General features: G+C 50.8%; 30 protein-coding genes. 29 read left to right on the forward strand and 1 reads right to left on the reverse strand.

All coding sequences use genetic code 11. The features are described 5' to 3' along the window. Window positions 1–56: 56 nt before the first annotated feature. From tuf to bfr, 3 genes are all read left to right on the forward strand, one after another. Window positions 57–1241: an elongation factor Tu gene (gene tuf, locus EH164_RS01850; protein ID WP_076768836.1), complete on the forward strand. Its 1185-nt coding sequence runs from the start codon at window positions 57–59 to the stop codon at window positions 1239–1241. Between the two features lie 176 nt (window positions 1242–1417). Continuing rightward, complete coding sequence (gene bfd, locus EH164_RS01855) at window positions 1418–1612, forward strand: bacterioferritin-associated ferredoxin (protein ID WP_034812717.1); 195 nt, start codon at window positions 1418–1420, stop codon at window positions 1610–1612. A gap of 72 nt (window positions 1613–1684) precedes the next feature. Beyond that, window positions 1685–2161: a bacterioferritin gene (gene bfr, locus EH164_RS01860; RefSeq protein ID WP_034812713.1), complete on the forward strand. Its 477-nt coding sequence runs from the start codon at window positions 1685–1687 to the stop codon at window positions 2159–2161. On the opposite strand, the gene EH164_RS01865 is transcribed toward bfr, so the two are convergent. Further along, window positions 2158–2613 carry an A24 family peptidase gene (locus tag EH164_RS01865; protein ID WP_124967145.1) on the reverse strand — a complete coding sequence of 152 codons (456 nt, stop codon included), beginning with the start codon at window positions 2611–2613 and terminating at the stop codon, window positions 2158–2160. The genes bfr and EH164_RS01865 overlap by 4 nt on opposite strands. 377 nt (window positions 2614–2990) lie before the next feature. Here EH164_RS01865 and rpsJ point away from each other — a divergent pair, with 377 nt between their 5' ends. From rpsJ to rpsD, 26 genes are all read left to right on the forward strand, one after another. Next, a complete protein-coding gene (gene rpsJ / locus EH164_RS01870) occupies window positions 2991–3302 on the forward strand; it encodes a 30S ribosomal protein S10 (RefSeq protein ID WP_001181005.1) in 312 nt (103 codons plus the stop codon). Window positions 3303–3334: 32 nt separating this feature from the next. Beyond that, a complete protein-coding gene (gene rplC, locus EH164_RS01875) occupies window positions 3335–3964 on the forward strand; it encodes a 50S ribosomal protein L3 (protein ID WP_023479430.1) in 630 nt (209 codons plus the stop codon). 10 nt (window positions 3965–3974) lie between these two features. Then, window positions 3975–4580 carry a 50S ribosomal protein L4 gene (rplD, locus tag EH164_RS01880; protein WP_023479434.1) on the forward strand — a complete coding sequence of 202 codons (606 nt, stop codon included), beginning with the start codon at window positions 3975–3977 and terminating at the stop codon, window positions 4578–4580. After that, window positions 4577–4879: a 50S ribosomal protein L23 gene (gene rplW / locus EH164_RS01885; RefSeq protein WP_000617546.1), complete on the forward strand. Its 303-nt coding sequence runs from the start codon at window positions 4577–4579 to the stop codon at window positions 4877–4879. The genes rplD and rplW overlap by 4 nt, the downstream gene beginning before the upstream one ends. Window positions 4880–4896: 17 nt before the next feature. Then, on the forward strand, window positions 4897–5718 hold the full coding sequence (gene rplB, locus EH164_RS01890; RefSeq protein WP_000301859.1) for a 50S ribosomal protein L2: 822 nt from the start codon (window positions 4897–4899) through the stop codon (window positions 5716–5718). 16 nt (window positions 5719–5734) lie between these two features. Beyond that, the gene (gene rpsS / locus EH164_RS01895) at window positions 5735–6013 is read left to right on the forward strand and encodes a 30S ribosomal protein S19 (RefSeq protein WP_001138115.1); all 279 of its coding nucleotides are present in this window, start codon (window positions 5735–5737) and stop codon (window positions 6011–6013) included. Between the two features lie 14 nt (window positions 6014–6027). After that, window positions 6028–6360: a 50S ribosomal protein L22 gene (gene rplV, locus EH164_RS01900; protein ID WP_002919773.1), complete on the forward strand. Its 333-nt coding sequence runs from the start codon at window positions 6028–6030 to the stop codon at window positions 6358–6360. Between the two features lie 17 nt (window positions 6361–6377). Continuing rightward, window positions 6378–7079, forward strand: a complete 702-nt coding sequence (gene rpsC, locus EH164_RS01905) for a 30S ribosomal protein S3 (protein WP_000529945.1) — start codon at window positions 6378–6380, stop codon at window positions 7077–7079. Window positions 7080–7091: 12 nt separating this feature from the next. Continuing rightward, on the forward strand, window positions 7092–7502 hold the full coding sequence (gene rplP / locus EH164_RS01910; RefSeq protein WP_007369814.1) for a 50S ribosomal protein L16: 411 nt from the start codon (window positions 7092–7094) through the stop codon (window positions 7500–7502). Further along, entirely contained in the window at window positions 7502–7693 is a 192-nt protein-coding gene (gene rpmC / locus EH164_RS01915; RefSeq protein ID WP_004388609.1) for a 50S ribosomal protein L29, read from the forward strand. The genes rplP and rpmC overlap by 1 nt, the downstream gene beginning before the upstream one ends. Next, window positions 7693–7947, forward strand: coding sequence for a 30S ribosomal protein S17 (gene rpsQ / locus EH164_RS01920; RefSeq protein ID WP_017460070.1), 255 nt, complete (start codon window positions 7693–7695; stop codon window positions 7945–7947). The genes rpmC and rpsQ overlap by 1 nt, the downstream gene beginning before the upstream one ends. A gap of 165 nt (window positions 7948–8112) precedes the next feature. Then, window positions 8113–8484 carry a 50S ribosomal protein L14 gene (rplN, locus tag EH164_RS01925; RefSeq protein WP_023479426.1) on the forward strand — a complete coding sequence of 124 codons (372 nt, stop codon included), beginning with the start codon at window positions 8113–8115 and terminating at the stop codon, window positions 8482–8484. 10 nt (window positions 8485–8494) lie between these two features. Further along, window positions 8495–8809 (forward strand): 50S ribosomal protein L24, encoded by a 315-nt coding sequence (gene rplX / locus EH164_RS01930; protein ID WP_016538464.1) that lies wholly within the window; start codon window positions 8495–8497, stop codon window positions 8807–8809. Between the two features lie 14 nt (window positions 8810–8823). Continuing rightward, on the forward strand, window positions 8824–9363 hold the full coding sequence (rplE, locus tag EH164_RS01935) for a 50S ribosomal protein L5 (protein ID WP_023479410.1): 540 nt from the start codon (window positions 8824–8826) through the stop codon (window positions 9361–9363). A 14-nt stretch (window positions 9364–9377) separates the two neighbouring features. Continuing rightward, on the forward strand, window positions 9378–9683 hold the full coding sequence (gene rpsN / locus EH164_RS01940) for a 30S ribosomal protein S14 (protein WP_007369817.1): 306 nt from the start codon (window positions 9378–9380) through the stop codon (window positions 9681–9683). A 33-nt stretch (window positions 9684–9716) separates the two neighbouring features. After that, a complete protein-coding gene (rpsH, locus tag EH164_RS01945) occupies window positions 9717–10109 on the forward strand; it encodes a 30S ribosomal protein S8 (RefSeq protein WP_023479407.1) in 393 nt (130 codons plus the stop codon). A gap of 12 nt (window positions 10110–10121) precedes the next feature. After that, the gene (gene rplF, locus EH164_RS01950; RefSeq protein ID WP_023479418.1) at window positions 10122–10655 is read left to right on the forward strand and encodes a 50S ribosomal protein L6; all 534 of its coding nucleotides are present in this window, start codon (window positions 10122–10124) and stop codon (window positions 10653–10655) included. A gap of 9 nt (window positions 10656–10664) precedes the next feature. Next, complete coding sequence (rplR, locus tag EH164_RS01955; RefSeq protein WP_017460073.1) at window positions 10665–11018, forward strand: 50S ribosomal protein L18; 354 nt, start codon at window positions 10665–10667, stop codon at window positions 11016–11018. Between the two features lie 14 nt (window positions 11019–11032). Then, the gene (rpsE, locus tag EH164_RS01960) at window positions 11033–11533 is read left to right on the forward strand and encodes a 30S ribosomal protein S5 (protein ID WP_007369821.1); all 501 of its coding nucleotides are present in this window, start codon (window positions 11033–11035) and stop codon (window positions 11531–11533) included. Between the two features lie 6 nt (window positions 11534–11539). Continuing rightward, window positions 11540–11719, forward strand: coding sequence for a 50S ribosomal protein L30 (gene rpmD, locus EH164_RS01965; RefSeq protein ID WP_001140434.1), 180 nt, complete (start codon window positions 11540–11542; stop codon window positions 11717–11719). 3 nt (window positions 11720–11722) lie between these two features. Next, a complete protein-coding gene (gene rplO, locus EH164_RS01970; protein ID WP_023479414.1) occupies window positions 11723–12157 on the forward strand; it encodes a 50S ribosomal protein L15 in 435 nt (144 codons plus the stop codon). A gap of 7 nt (window positions 12158–12164) precedes the next feature. Further along, entirely contained in the window at window positions 12165–13496 is a 1332-nt protein-coding gene (gene secY / locus EH164_RS01975; RefSeq protein ID WP_007369823.1) for a preprotein translocase subunit SecY, read from the forward strand. A gap of 30 nt (window positions 13497–13526) precedes the next feature. Next, window positions 13527–13643, forward strand: coding sequence for a 50S ribosomal protein L36 (gene rpmJ, locus EH164_RS01980; RefSeq protein ID WP_000868187.1), 117 nt, complete (start codon window positions 13527–13529; stop codon window positions 13641–13643). Window positions 13644–13789: 146 nt separating this feature from the next. Continuing rightward, window positions 13790–14146 carry a 30S ribosomal protein S13 gene (gene rpsM, locus EH164_RS01985; RefSeq protein WP_023479435.1) on the forward strand — a complete coding sequence of 119 codons (357 nt, stop codon included), beginning with the start codon at window positions 13790–13792 and terminating at the stop codon, window positions 14144–14146. Window positions 14147–14162: 16 nt separating this feature from the next. Next, the gene (gene rpsK, locus EH164_RS01990) at window positions 14163–14552 is read left to right on the forward strand and encodes a 30S ribosomal protein S11 (RefSeq protein WP_002919257.1); all 390 of its coding nucleotides are present in this window, start codon (window positions 14163–14165) and stop codon (window positions 14550–14552) included. A 32-nt stretch (window positions 14553–14584) separates the two neighbouring features. Continuing rightward, on the forward strand, window positions 14585–15205 hold the full coding sequence (gene rpsD / locus EH164_RS01995) for a 30S ribosomal protein S4 (RefSeq protein ID WP_000135224.1): 621 nt from the start codon (window positions 14585–14587) through the stop codon (window positions 15203–15205). Window positions 15206–15225: the final 20 nt, after the last annotated feature.

Here is a 15225-nt window from a genome sequence, read left to right on the forward strand (position 1 = left end):
ACCAAAGTCCCGTGCTCTCTCCATTGAGGGAGAGCACTATAGTAAGGAATAAAGCCGTGTCTAAAGAAAAATTTGAACGTACAAAACCGCACGTCAACGTCGGCACAATCGGCCACGTTGACCATGGTAAAACTACTCTGACCGCTGCAATCACTACCGTACTGGCTAAGACCTACGGCGGTGCTGCTCGCGCATTCGACCAGATCGATAACGCGCCGGAAGAAAAAGCTCGTGGTATCACCATCAACACCTCTCACGTTGAATATGACACCCCGACTCGCCACTACGCGCACGTAGACTGCCCGGGCCACGCCGACTATGTTAAAAACATGATCACCGGTGCTGCGCAGATGGACGGCGCGATCCTGGTTGTTGCTGCGACTGACGGCCCGATGCCGCAGACCCGTGAGCACATCCTGCTGGGTCGTCAGGTAGGCGTTCCGTTCATCATCGTGTTCCTGAACAAATGTGACATGGTCGATGACGAAGAGCTGCTGGAACTGGTTGAGATGGAAGTGCGTGAGCTGCTGTCTCAGTACGACTTCCCGGGCGACGACACCCCGATCGTTCGCGGTTCCGCGCTGAAAGCGCTGGAAGGCGAAGCTGAGTGGGAAGAGAAAATCATCGAGCTGGCTGGCTACCTGGATTCCTACATCCCGGAACCAGAGCGCGCGATTGACAAGCCGTTCCTGCTGCCGATCGAAGACGTATTCTCCATCTCCGGTCGTGGTACCGTTGTTACCGGTCGTGTAGAGCGCGGTATCATCAAAGTTGGTGAAGAAGTTGAAATCGTTGGTATCAAAGACACCGCGAAATCTACCTGTACCGGCGTTGAAATGTTCCGCAAACTGCTGGACGAAGGCCGTGCTGGTGAGAACGTTGGCGTTCTGCTGCGTGGTATCAAACGTGAAGAAATCGAACGTGGTCAGGTACTGGCTAAGCCGGGTTCCATCAAGCCGCACACCAAATTCGAATCTGAAGTGTACATCCTGTCCAAAGATGAAGGCGGCCGTCACACTCCGTTCTTCAAAGGCTACCGTCCGCAGTTCTACTTCCGTACAACTGACGTGACTGGCACCATCGAACTGCCGGAAGGCGTTGAGATGGTAATGCCGGGCGACAACATCAAAATGGTTGTTACCCTGATTCACCCGATCGCGATGGACGATGGTCTGCGTTTCGCAATCCGTGAAGGCGGCCGTACCGTTGGCGCGGGCGTTGTAGCAAAAGTTCTGAGCTAATTCGTTAGCTTTGAATTTGAAAAGAGGGCACTTCGGTGCCCTTTTTGCTGCCTGCTAATTAGCCATTCTGCCATTACAGCTGTTCACACTTTTCTGCAAATCCCCTTATAGTTGTCCTGTTGTAATCATAACCATTCTCATTTACACTTTGCGCATTAAGTGAACGGGAGTGATCCATGTACGTTTGTTTGTGTAACGGTGTAAGTGATAAAAAAATTCGCCAGGCTGTGCGCCAGTTTCACCCTCAATCATTTCAGCAGCTCCGCAAGTTTGTTCCGGTAGGGAATCAGTGTGGTAAATGCATTCGTGCTGCTCGCGAGATCATGCAGGATGAGTTGACCCAGATGCCGGAATACAAAGAGATTGCCTGAGGCTCTATCTTTTTTTTGACATCCCTGTAGCCCCATCTACGCTTCAATGAGTGGAAGCGGAGGGACTACATAATGAAAGGTGATGTTAAAATCATAAATTATCTCAATAAATTATTGGGAAATGAGCTTGTCGCAATCAATCAGTACTTTCTCCATGCGAGAATGTTCAAGAACTGGGGGCTGACCCGCCTCAATGACGTCGAATACCATGAATCCATCGATGAAATGAAACACGCTGATTTGTATATCGAGCGTATTCTGTTTCTCGAAGGGATCCCGAATTTGCAGGATCTGGGCAAACTCGGCATTGGTGAAGACGTTGAAGAGATGCTGCAATCAGACCTGCGTCTGGAGCTTGAAGGCGCGAGAGATCTGCGTGAAGCAATCGCCTATGCTGACAGCATCCATGACTATGTCAGCCGCGATATGATGATCAAAATTCTTGCTGACGAAGAGCACCACATTGACTGGCTGGAAACAGAGCTGGATCTGATCGCTAAACTTGGTATGCAGAATTATCTTCAGTCGCAGATTAAAGTCGAAGGCTAAAACCGTATTAGCGTGGGGTAACCCACCACGAAACCCGCTGCCGCGAGGAAAGGTCCAAACGGCAGCGGGTTTTTTATTACCTGCAATTTGCGGTAGCGGCAAAGAGTGAAAGCCACTGCGCAGCAGGCAAAAAGCGTGGCATAAAATACAAGAGCAGGAAGAGTCGGCCAGCCGTGCCACGCGCCGAGCGCGGCAAGATACTTCACATCGCCATAGCCCAATCCTTCATGGCCCCGTAATAATCGATATCCCCAGTAAACAGCAGTAAAACTGCTATAACCCGCCATTGCCCCGATGACGGCATCCGCCAGGAAGTCAGGGCGTGATAAACAGTGCCAGAGTAAGCCCGTCCAGAGTAGAGGGCAGGTGTAGCGGTCCGGCAGCAGCCCCGAGCGCAGGTCACACCTGACGAGCAGAAGATTTAATACGACATAGAGAATGAGAAAAAACATGGCGTCCCTGCCTTAAGCTTTACCAATCCGCTGGCAAGAGTGCGTCATACTCATAAACAAGGAAAGGGGAGGGTGACCAGAGTGCGAGCCGCTTTCCAGACATTTTATGAGCGACATAAAAAGCGGCTTACTCTTTGCGAGCCGGCACGCATCGTTGTTTAATTTCTAAACTGCACTTGCGTCCACGCCAGATTTACGTATAATGCGCGGGCTTGTCGTAATTGACGGCTGGTTCGATCTGAACCATAGCGACGAAGTTTGCCGCTAACAATGCTCCCAATCGGGGGGCTACGTAAGAACGATTACACTCCCCCATCAATCGTAATGGGTGTGAGGAGTAATTATTTTCGTCTATAAATAATTGGAGCTCTGGTCTCATGCAGAACCAAAGAATCCGTATCCGCTTGAAAGCGTTTGATCATCGTCTGATCGATCAATCAACCGCCGAAATCGTCGAAACTGCGAAGCGCACTGGTGCGCAAGTACGTGGTCCGATCCCGCTGCCGACCCGCAAAGAGCGCTTTACCGTTCTGATCTCTCCGCACGTTAACAAAGATGCGCGCGATCAGTACGAAATCCGCACTCATAAGCGTCTGGTTGACATCGTTGAGCCAACCGAGAAAACCGTTGATGCTCTGATGCGTCTGGATCTGGCTGCCGGTGTAGACGTGCAGATCAGCCTGGGTTGATCAGGTCATCGAGCGATTGAGAGGTTGAAACAATGATTGGTTTAGTCGGTAAAAAAGTGGGCATGACCCGCATCTTCACTGAAGATGGCGTTTCTATCCCAGTAACCGTAATCGAAGTTGAAGCAAACCGCGTTACTCAGGTTAAAGATCTGGCTAACGACGGCTACCGCGCTATCCAGGTTACCACCGGTGCTAAAAAAGCTAACCGCGTAACCAAGCCGGAAGCGGGTCACTTCGCTAAAGCTGGCGTAGAAGCTGGCCGTGGTCTGTGGGAATTCCGTCTGGCTGACGGTGAAGAGTTCTCCGTAGGTCAGGACATTAGCGTTGAGCTGTTTGCTGAAGTTAAAAAAGTTGACGTAACTGGCACCTCTAAAGGTAAAGGTTTCGCAGGTACCGTTAAGCGCTGGAACTTCCGTACCCAGGACGCTACTCACGGTAACTCCCTGTCCCACCGCGTTCCGGGTTCTATCGGTCAGAACCAGACTCCGGGCAAAGTGTTCAAGGGCAAGAAAATGGCAGGTCAGCTGGGTAATGAGCGCGTAACCGTTCAGAGCCTGGACGTAGTACGTGTTGACGCTGAGCGCAACCTGCTGCTGGTTAAAGGTGCTGTCCCGGGTGCAACCGGTAGCGACCTGATCGTTAAACCAGCTGTGAAGGCGTGAGGAGATAGCAATGGAATTAGTATTGAAAGACGCGCAGAGCGCGCTGACTGTTTCCGAAACTACCTTCGGTCGTGACTTCAACGAAGCGCTGGTACACCAAGTTGTTGTTGCTTATGCAGCTGGTGCTCGTCAGGGTACTCGTGCTCAGAAGACCCGTGCTGAAGTAACTGGTTCCGGTAAAAAACCGTGGCGCCAGAAAGGCACCGGCCGTGCGCGTTCAGGTTCTGTTAAGAGCCCGATCTGGCGTTCTGGTGGCGTGACCTTCGCTGCACGTCCGCAGGACCACAGTCAAAAAGTTAACAAAAAGATGTACCGCGGCGCGCTGAAAAGCATCCTGTCCGAACTGGTACGTCAGGATCGTCTGATCGTTGTCGAGCAGTTCTCTCTGGAAGCGCCGAAAACCAAGCTGCTTGCTCAGAAACTGAAAGACATGGCTCTGGAAGATGTGCTGATCATCACCGGTGAGCTGGACGAGAACCTGTTCCTGGCCGCACGTAACCTGCACAAGGTTGACGTACGCGATGCGACTGGTATCGACCCGGTTAGCCTGATCGCCTTCGACAAAGTCGTAATGACTGCTGATGCTGTTAAGCAAGTTGAGGAGATGCTGGCATGATTCGTGAAGAACGTCTGCTGAAGGTGCTGCGCGCACCGCACGTTTCTGAAAAAGCGTCTACTGCGATGGAAAAAACCAACACCATCGTTCTCAAAGTTGCAAAAGACGCGACCAAAGCAGAAATCAAAGCTGCTGTGCAGAAACTGTTTGAAGTCGAAGTCGAAGTCGTTAACACCCTGGTAGTTAAAGGGAAAGTTAAACGTCACGGACAGCGTATCGGTCGTCGTAGCGACTGGAAAAAAGCTTACGTCACCCTTAAAGAAGGCCAGAATCTGGACTTCGTTGGCGGCGCTGAGTAAGTCGGAGGAGTAATACAATGGCAGTTGTTAAATGTAAACCGACATCTCCGGGTCGTCGCCACGTAGTTAAAGTGGTTAACCCTGAGCTGCACAAGGGCAAACCTTTTGCTCCGTTGCTGGAAAAAAACAGCAAATCCGGTGGTCGTAACAACAATGGCCGTATCACCACTCGTCATATCGGTGGTGGCCACAAGCAGGCTTACCGTATTGTTGACTTTAAACGCAACAAAGATGGTATCCCGGCAGTTGTTGAACGTCTTGAGTACGATCCGAACCGTTCCGCGAACATCGCGCTGGTTCTGTACAAAGACGGTGAGCGCCGTTACATCCTGGCCCCGAAAGGCCTGAAAGCTGGCGACCAGATTCAGTCTGGCGTTGATGCTGCAATCAAAGCAGGCAACACCCTGCCGATGCGCAATATCCCGGTTGGTTCTACCGTTCATAACGTAGAAATGAAACCAGGTAAAGGCGGTCAGCTGGCACGTTCCGCTGGTACTTACGTTCAGATCGTTGCTCGCGATGGTGCTTATGTCACCCTGCGTCTGCGCTCTGGTGAAATGCGTAAAGTAGAAGCAGACTGCCGCGCGACTCTGGGCGAAGTTGGCAATGCTGAGCATATGCTGCGCGTTCTGGGTAAAGCAGGTGCTGCACGCTGGCGTGGTGTTCGTCCTACCGTTCGCGGTACTGCGATGAACCCGGTCGACCACCCACACGGTGGTGGTGAAGGTCGTAACTTTGGTAAGCACCCGGTAACTCCGTGGGGCGTTCAGACCAAAGGTAAGAAGACCCGCAGCAACAAGCGTACTGATAAATTCATCGTACGTCGCCGTAGCAAATAATTTTAGAGGATAAGCCATGCCACGTTCTCTCAAGAAAGGTCCTTTTATTGACCTGCACTTGCTGAAGAAGGTAGAGAAAGCGGTGGAAAGCGGAGACAAGAAGCCCCTGCGCACTTGGTCCCGTCGTTCAACGATCTTTCCTAACATGATCGGTTTGACCATCGCTGTCCATAATGGTCGTCAGCACGTTCCGGTATTTGTTTCCGATGAAATGGTCGGTCACAAACTGGGTGAATTCGCACCGACTCGTACTTATCGCGGCCACGCTGCTGATAAAAAAGCGAAGAAGAAATAAGGTAGGAGGAAGAGATGGAAACTTTAGCTCAACATCGCCATGCTCGTTCTTCTGCTCAGAAGGTTCGCCTTGTTGCTGACCTGATTCGCGGTAAGAAAGTGTCGCAGGCTCTGGATATTCTGACCTACACCAACAAGAAAGCGGCTGTACTGGTCAAGAAGGTTCTGGAATCTGCCATTGCTAACGCTGAACACAACGATGGCGCTGACATTGACGATCTGAAAGTTGCGAAAATTTTCGTAGACGAAGGCCCGAGCATGAAGCGCATTATGCCGCGTGCAAAAGGTCGTGCAGATCGCATCCTGAAGCGCACCAGCCACATCACTGTGGTTGTGTCCGATCGCTGAGACTCTGGAGACTAGCAATGGGTCAGAAAGTACATCCTAATGGTATTCGCCTGGGTATTGTAAAACCATGGAACTCTACCTGGTTTGCGAACACCAAAGAATTCGCTGACAACCTGGACAGCGATTTTAAAGTACGTCAGTACCTGACTAAGGAACTGGCTAAAGCGTCTGTATCTCGTATCGTTATCGAGCGTCCGGCTAAAAGCATCCGTGTGACTATTCACACTGCTCGCCCGGGTATCGTTATCGGTAAGAAAGGTGAAGACGTTGAGAAACTGCGCAAGGTCGTAGCGGATATCGCTGGCGTTCCTGCTCAGATCAATATCGCCGAAGTTCGTAAGCCTGAACTGGACGCAAAACTGGTTGCTGACAGCATCACTTCTCAGCTGGAACGTCGTGTTATGTTCCGTCGTGCTATGAAGCGTGCTGTACAGAACGCCATGCGTCTGGGCGCTAAAGGTATCAAAGTTGAAGTTAGTGGCCGTCTGGGTGGCGCTGAGATCGCACGTACCGAATGGTACCGTGAAGGTCGCGTTCCGCTGCACACACTGCGCGCTGACATTGACTACAACACCTCCGAAGCGCACACCACTTACGGTGTAATCGGCGTTAAAGTGTGGATCTTCAAAGGTGAGATCCTTGGTGGTATGGCTGCAGTTGAACAACCGGAAAAACCGGCTGCTCAACCTAAAAAGCAGCAGCGTAAAGGCCGTAAATAAGGAGCGTCGCTGATGTTACAACCAAAGCGTACAAAATTCCGTAAAGTGCACAAAGGCCGCAACCGTGGTCTCGCGCAGGGCACGGATGTGAGCTTCGGCACTTACGGTCTGAAAGCTGTTGGCCGTGGTCGTCTGACCGCTCGTCAAATCGAAGCAGCACGTCGTGCTATGACTCGTGCTGTTAAGCGTCAGGGTAAGATCTGGATCCGTGTATTCCCGGACAAGCCGATCACCGAGAAGCCGCTGGAAGTTCGTATGGGTAAAGGTAAAGGTAACGTGGAGTATTGGGTTGCCTTGATTCAGCCGGGTAAAGTCCTGTACGAAATGGACGGTGTTCCGGAAGAGCTGGCCCGTGAAGCCTTCGAGCTGGCAGCAGCAAAACTGCCGATTAAAACCACCTTTGTAACTAAGACGGTGATGTAATGAAAGCAAAAGAGCTGCGTGAAAAGAGCGTTGAAGAGCTGAACACCGAGCTGCTTAACCTGCTGCGCGAGCAGTTCAACCTGCGTATGCAGGCTGCGAGTGGCCAGCTGCAACAGACTCACCTGTTGAAGCAAGTGCGTCGTGATGTCGCACGCGTTAAGACTTTACTGACTGAGAAGGCGGGTGCGTAATGACCGATAAAATCCGTACTCTGCAAGGTCGTGTTGTTAGCGACAAAATGGAGAAATCCATTGTTGTAGCTATCGAACGTTTTGTGAAACACCCGATCTACGGTAAATTCATCAAACGTACGACCAAACTGCACGTACACGACGAGAACAACGAATGCGGTACCGGCGACGTGGTTGAAATCCGCGAATGCCGTCCGCTGTCCAAGACTAAGTCCTGGACGCTGGTTCGCGTTGTAGAGAAAGCGATTCTGTAATAGAGTACGCGTTCTCTAACGAATAAACGGCTCAGAAATGAGCCGTTTATTTTTTCTACCCATATCACAGAAGCGGTGTTATAATGCCGCGCCCTCGATATGGGGCTTTTTATCGACCCTGATTTTGGGGTCTTCAGTAGTAGTTGACATTAGCGGAGCACTAAAATGATCCAAGAACAGACTATGCTGAACGTCGCCGACAACTCCGGTGCACGTCGCGTAATGTGTATCAAGGTTCTGGGTGGCTCGCACCGTCGCTACGCAGGCGTAGGCGACATCATCAAGATCACCATCAAGGAAGCAATTCCGCGTGGTAAGGTCAAAAAAGGTGATGTGCTGAAGGCGGTAGTGGTGCGCACCAAGAAGGGTGTTCGTCGCCCGGACGGTTCTGTCATTCGCTTCGATGGTAATGCATGCGTTATTTTAAACAATAACAGCGAGCAACCTATCGGTACGCGTATTTTTGGGCCGGTAACTCGTGAACTTCGTTCTGAGAAGTTCATGAAAATTATCTCTCTGGCACCAGAAGTACTTTAAGGAGCGAGTCATGGCAGCGAAAATCCGTCGTGATGACGAAGTTATCGTGTTAACCGGTAAAGATAAAGGTAAACGCGGTAAAGTAAAAAATGTTCTGTCTTCCGGCAAGATCATTGTTGAAGGTATCAACCTGGTTAAGAAACATCAGAAGCCGGTTCCGGCCCTGAACCAACCAGGTGGCATCGTTGAAAAAGAAGCTGCAATTCAGGTTTCTAACGTTGCACTCTTCAATGCGGCAACCGGCAAGGCTGACCGTGTAGGCTTTAGATTCGAAGACGGCAAAAAAGTCCGTTTCTTTAAATCTAACAGCGAAACTATCAAGTAATTTGGAGTAGTACGATGGCGAAACTGCATGATTACTACAAAGACGAAGTAGTTAACAAACTCATGACTGAGTTTAGCTACAATTCTGTCATGCAAGTCCCTCGGGTCGAGAAGATCACCCTGAACATGGGTGTTGGTGAAGCGATCGCTGACAAGAAACTGCTGGATAACGCAGCAGCTGACCTGGCAGCAATCTCCGGTCAAAAACCGTTGATCACCAAAGCGCGCAAATCAGTTGCGGGCTTCAAAATCCGTCAGGGCTATCCGATCGGCTGTAAAGTGACTCTGCGTGGCGAACGCATGTGGGAGTTCTTTGAGCGCCTGATCACTATTGCTGTACCTCGTATCCGTGACTTCCGCGGCCTGTCCGCTAAGTCTTTCGACGGTCGTGGTAACTACAGCATGGGTGTCCGTGAGCAGATCATCTTCCCAGAAATCGACTATGACAAAGTCGACCGCGTGCGTGGTTTGGATATTACCATTACCACTACTGCGAAATCTGACGAAGAAGGCCGTGCTCTGCTGGCTGCCTTTGACTTCCCGTTCCGCAAGTAAGGTAGGGTTACTTCATGGCTAAGCAATCAATGAAAGCACGCGAAGTTAAACGCGTAGCTTTAGCTGAAAAATACTTCGCGAAACGCGCTGAACTGAAAGCGATCATTTCTGATGTGAACGCTTCCGACGAAGATCGTTGGAACGCTGTTCTCAAGCTGCAGAGTCTGCCGCGTGATTCCAGCCCGTCTCGTCAGCGTAACCGCTGCCGCCAAACTGGTCGTCCGCATGGTTTCCTGCGGAAGTTCGGGTTGAGCCGTATTAAGGTCCGTGAATCCGCAATGCGCGGTGAAATCCCGGGTCTGAAAAAGGCTAGCTGGTAATTGTCACCAATTGAATCACGGGAGTAAAGACAGATGAGCATGCAAGATCCGATCGCGGATATGCTGACCCGTATCCGTAACGGTCAGACCGCGAACAAAGCTGCGGTCACCATGCCTTCCTCCAGGCTGAAAGTGGCAATTGCCAACGTGCTGAAGGAAGAAGGTTTTATTGAAGATTTCAAAATTGAAGGCGACACCAAGCCGGAACTGGAAGTGACTCTTAAGTACTTCCAGGGAAAAGCTGTGGTAGAAAGCATTCAGCGTATCAGCCGTCCAGGTCTGCGCATCTATAAAAGAAAAGATGAGCTGCCGAAAGTTATGGGTGGTCTTGGTATCGCAGTTGTTTCTACCTCTAAAGGTGTTATGACTGATCGTGCAGCGCGCCAGGCTGGTCTTGGTGGCGAAATTATCTGCTACGTAGCCTAATCGGAGGAAAGAATGTCTCGTGTTGCTAAAGCACCGGTCGTCATTCCTGCCGGCGTTGATGTAAAAATCAACGGTCAGGTTATCACGATCAAAGGTAAAAACGGCGAGCTGACTCGTACCCTGAACGATGCTGTTGAAGTTAACCAGGCAGACAATGCCCTGACCTTCGGTCCGCGTGATGGTTACGTGGATGGTTGGGCTCAGGCTGGTACCGCGCGTGCCCTGCTGAACTCAATGGTTATCGGTGTTACCGAAGGCTTCACTAAGAAGCTGCAGCTGGTTGGTGTAGGTTATCGTGCAGCGGTTAAAGGTAGTGTTGTAAACCTGTCTCTGGGTTTCTCACATCCTGTTGACCATCAGCTGCCGGCGGGTATCACTGCTGAATGTCCGACTCAAACTGAAATCGTGCTGAAAGGTGCTGATAAGCAGGTGATCGGTCAGGTTGCAGCTGATCTGCGCGCCTACCGTCGTCCTGAGCCTTATAAAGGCAAGGGTGTTCGTTACGCCGACGAAGTCGTGCGTACCAAAGAGGCTAAGAAGAAGTAAGGTAACACTATGGATAAGAAATCTGCTCGTATCCGTCGTGCGACCCGCGCACGCCGCAAGCTCAAAGAGCTTGGTGCGACCCGCCTGGTGGTACATCGTACCCCGCGTCATATTTACGCCCAGGTAATCGCATCGAATGGTTCTGAAGTTCTGGTAGCTGCTTCTACTGTAGAAAAAGCTATCTCTGAACAACTGAAGTACACCGGTAACAAAGACGCCGCTGCAGCTGTAGGTAAAGCTGTTGCTGAACGCGCTCTGGAAAAAGGCATTAAAGATGTGTCCTTTGACCGTTCCGGGTTCCAATATCATGGTCGCGTCCAGGCACTGGCAGATGCTGCTCGTGAAGCTGGCCTTCAGTTCTAAGGTAGAGGTGTAAGATGGCTCACATCGAAAAACAGGCTGGCGAACTGCAGGAAAAGCTGATCGCGGTTAACCGCGTATCTAAAACCGTTAAAGGTGGTCGTATTTTCTCCTTCACAGCTCTGACTGTTGTTGGCGATGGTAACGGTCGCGTTGGTTTTGGTTACGGTAAAGCGCGTGAAGTTCCAGCAGCGATCCAGAAAGCGATGGAAAAAGCCCGTCGCAATATGATTAACGTCGCGCTGAACCACGGCACCCTGCAGCACCCGGTTAAGGGTACTCACACGGGTTCTCGTGTCTTCATGCAGCCGGCTTCCGAAGGTACCGGTATCATCGCCGGTGGTGCAATGCGCGCCGTTCTGGAAGTCGCTGGAGTTCATAACGTTCTGGCTAAAGCATATGGTTCCACCAACCCGATTAACGTGGTTCGTGCAACTATTGATGGCCTGGAAAATATGAAGTCTCCAGAAATGGTCGCTGCCAAGCGTGGTAAATCCGTTGAAGAAATTCTGGGGTAATTGACCATGGCAAAGACTATTAAAATCACTCAAACCCGCAGTGCAATCGGTCGTCTGCCGAAACACAAGGCAACGCTGCTTGGCCTGGGTCTGCGTCGTATTGGGCACACTGTAGAACGCGAGGATACTCCTGCGGTTCGCGGTATGGTCAACGCGGTTTCCTTCATGGTTAAAGTTGAGGAGTAAGAGATGCGTTTAAATACTCTGTCTCCGGCCGAAGGCTCCAAAAAGGCGGGTAAACGCCTGGGTCGTGGTATCGGTTCTGGCCTCGGTAAAACCGGTGGTCGTGGTCACAAAGGTCAGAACTCTCGTTCTGGCGGTGGCGTACGTCGCGGTTTCGAGGGTGGTCAGATGCCTCTGTACCGTCGTCTGCCGAAATTCGGTTTCACTTCACGTAAAGCAATGATCACGGCAGAAGTTCGTCTGTCCGATCTGGCTAAAGTAGAAGGCGACGTAGTTGACCTGAACACGCTGAAAGCGGCTAACATTATCGGCATCCAGATCGAGTTCGCGAAAGTGATCCTGTCTGGTGAAGTATCTCGCCCGGTAACTGTTCGTGGCCTGCGTGTGACTAAAGGCGCTCGTGCTGCTATCGAAGCTGCTGGCGGTAAAATTGAGGAATAAGTAGCAGATGGCTAAGCAACCGGGATTAGATTTTCAAAGTGCCAAAGGTGGAATTGGCGAACTGAAACGCAGACTGCTGTTTGTTATCGGTGCGTTGATTGTGTTCCGTATTGGCTCTTTTATTCCGATCCCTGGTATTGATGCCGCTGTACTTGCCAAACTGCTTGAGCAACAGCGTGGCACCATCATTGAAATGTTTAACATGTTCTCTGGTGGTGCTCTCAGCCGTGCTTCTATCTTTGCACTGGGTATCATGCCGTATATCTCGGCATCTATTATTATCCAGCTGCTGACGGTCGTTCATCCGGCCCTGGCAGAGTTGAAGAAAGAAGGGGAGTCTGGCCGTCGTAAGATTAGCCAGTACACCCGTTACGGCACTCTGGTGTTGGCAATATTTCAGTCAATCGGTATTGCTACCGGTTTACCGAATATGCCTGGTATGCAGGGCCTGGTAATGAATCCAGGCTTTGCATTCTACTTCACCGCTGTTGTGAGTCTGGTCACAGGGACTATGTTCCTGATGTGGCTCGGCGAACAGATTACTGAACGTGGTATCGGCAACGGTATCTCGATCATTATCTTCGCCGGCATCGTGGCGGGTTTACCGCCAGCCATTGCCCATACTATTGAGCAAGCGCGTCAAGGCGACCTGCACTTCCTCCTGTTGCTGTTGGTTGCAGTATTAGTATTCGCAGTGACGTTCTTTGTTGTCTTCGTTGAGCGTGGTCAACGCCGCATTGTGGTGAACTACGCGAAGCGTCAGCAAGGTCGTCGTGTCTATGCTGCTCAGAGCACACATTTACCGCTGAAAGTGAATATGGCGGGGGTAATCCCGGCAATCTTCGCTTCCAGTATTATTCTGTTCCCGGCGACCATCGCGTCATGGTTCGGGGGCGGTACTGGTTGGAACTGGCTGACAACAATTTCGCTGTATTTGCAGCCTGGGCAACCGCTTTATGTGTTACTCTATGCGTCTGCAATCATCTTCTTCTGTTTCTTTTACACGGCGTTGGTTTTCAACCCGCGTGAAACAGCGGATAACCTGAAGAAGTCCGGTGCATTTGTACCAGGAATTCGTCCGGGAGAACAAACGGCGAAGTATATCGATAAAGTAATGACCCGCCTGACTTTGGTTGGTGCGCTTTATATTACTTTTATCTGCCTGATCCCGGAGTTCATGCGTGATGCGATGAAAGTACCGTTCTACTTCGGTGGGACCTCACTGCTTATCGTTGTTGTCGTGATTATGGACTTTATGGCTCAAGTGCAAACTCTGATGATGTCCAGTCAGTATGAGTCTGCATTGAAGAAGGCGAACCTGAAAGGCTACGGTCGATAAAGGTCGCTCGAGAAGTTACGGAGAGTAAAAATGAAAGTTCGTGCTTCCGTCAAGAAATTATGCCGTAACTGCAAAATCGTTAAGCGTGATGGCGTCATCCGCGTGATTTGCAGTGCCGAGCCGAAGCATAAACAGCGCCAAGGCTGATTATTTCGCATATTTTTCTTGCAAAGTTGGGTTGAGCTGGCTAGATTAGCCAGCCAATCTTTTGTATGTCTGTACGTTTCCATTTGAGTATCCTGAAAACGGGCTTTTCAGCATGGGGCGTGCAAATCAAATTATAGGAGTGCATAGTGGCCCGTATAGCAGGCATTAACATTCCTGATCAAAAACATGCCGTGATCGCATTAACTTCGATCTATGGCGTCGGCAAAACCCGCTCTCAAGCCATTCTGGCTGCTGCGGGCATCGCTGAGAATGTTAAGATCAGTGAGCTGTCTGAAGAACAAATCGACACGCTGCGTGACGAAGTTGCCAAATTTGTCGTTGAAGGTGATCTGCGCCGTGAAGTTAGCATGAGCATCAAGCGCCTGATGGATCTTGGTTGCTACCGCGGTTTGCGTCATCGTCGTGGTCTCCCGGTTCGCGGTCAGCGTACCAAGACCAACGCACGTACCCGTAAGGGTCCGCGCAAACCGATCAAGAAATAATCGGGGTGATTGAATAATGGCAAAGGCACCAATTCGTGCACGTAAACGTGTAAGAAAACAAGTCTCTGACGGCGTGGCTCATATCCATGCTTCTTTCAACAACACCATCGTTACTATTACTGATCGTCAGGGTAACGCACTGGGTTGGGCAACAGCCGGTGGTTCCGGTTTCCGTGGTTCTCGCAAATCCACTCCGTTCGCAGCTCAGGTTGCAGCAGAGCGTTGCGCTGAAGCCGTAAAAGAATACGGTATCAAGAATCTGGAAGTTATGGTTAAGGGACCGGGTCCGGGTCGCGAATCTACTATTCGTGCTCTGAACGCCGCTGGTTTCCGCATCACTAATATTACTGATGTGACTCCGATCCCTCACAACGGTTGTCGTCCGCCGAAAAAACGTCGCGTATAACGCTCGTTTTCTAGGATTGTTGGAGAAAGAAAATGGCAAGATATTTGGGTCCTAAGCTCAAGCTGAGCCGTCGTGAGGGCACAGACCTGTTCCTTAAGTCTGGCGTTCGCGCGATCGATACCAAGTGTAAAATTGAACAAGCTCCTGGCCAGCACGGTGCGCGTAAACCGCGTCTGTCTGACTATGGTGTGCAGTTGCGTGAAAAGCAAAAAGTTCGCCGTATCTACGGTGTGCTGGAGCGTCAGTTCCGTAACTATTACAAAGAAGCAGCACGTCTGAAAGGCAACACCGGTGAAAACCTGTTGGCTCTGCTGGAAGGTCGTCTGGACAACGTTGTATACCGTATGGGCTTCGGCGCCACTCGTGCAGAAGCACGTCAGCTGGTTAGCCATAAAGCAATCATGGTAAACGGTCGTGTTGTTAACATCGCTTCTTATCAGGTTAGTCCGAATGACGTTGTTAGCATTCGTGAGAAAGCGAAAAAGCAGTCTCGCGTGAAAGCCGCTCTGGAGCTGGCTGAGCAGCGTGAAAAGCCAACCTGGCTGGAAGTTGATGCTGGCAAGATGGAAGGCACGTTCAAGCGTAAGCCGGAGCGTTCTGATCTGTCTGCGGACATTAACGAACACCTGATCGTCGAGCTTTACTCCAAGTAAAGCTTAGTACCAAAGAGAGG

This window comes from Kosakonia sp. CCTCC M2018092, from assembly GCF_003864115.1.
Classification (GTDB): Bacteria; Pseudomonadota; Gammaproteobacteria; order Enterobacterales; family Enterobacteriaceae; genus Kosakonia; species Kosakonia cowanii.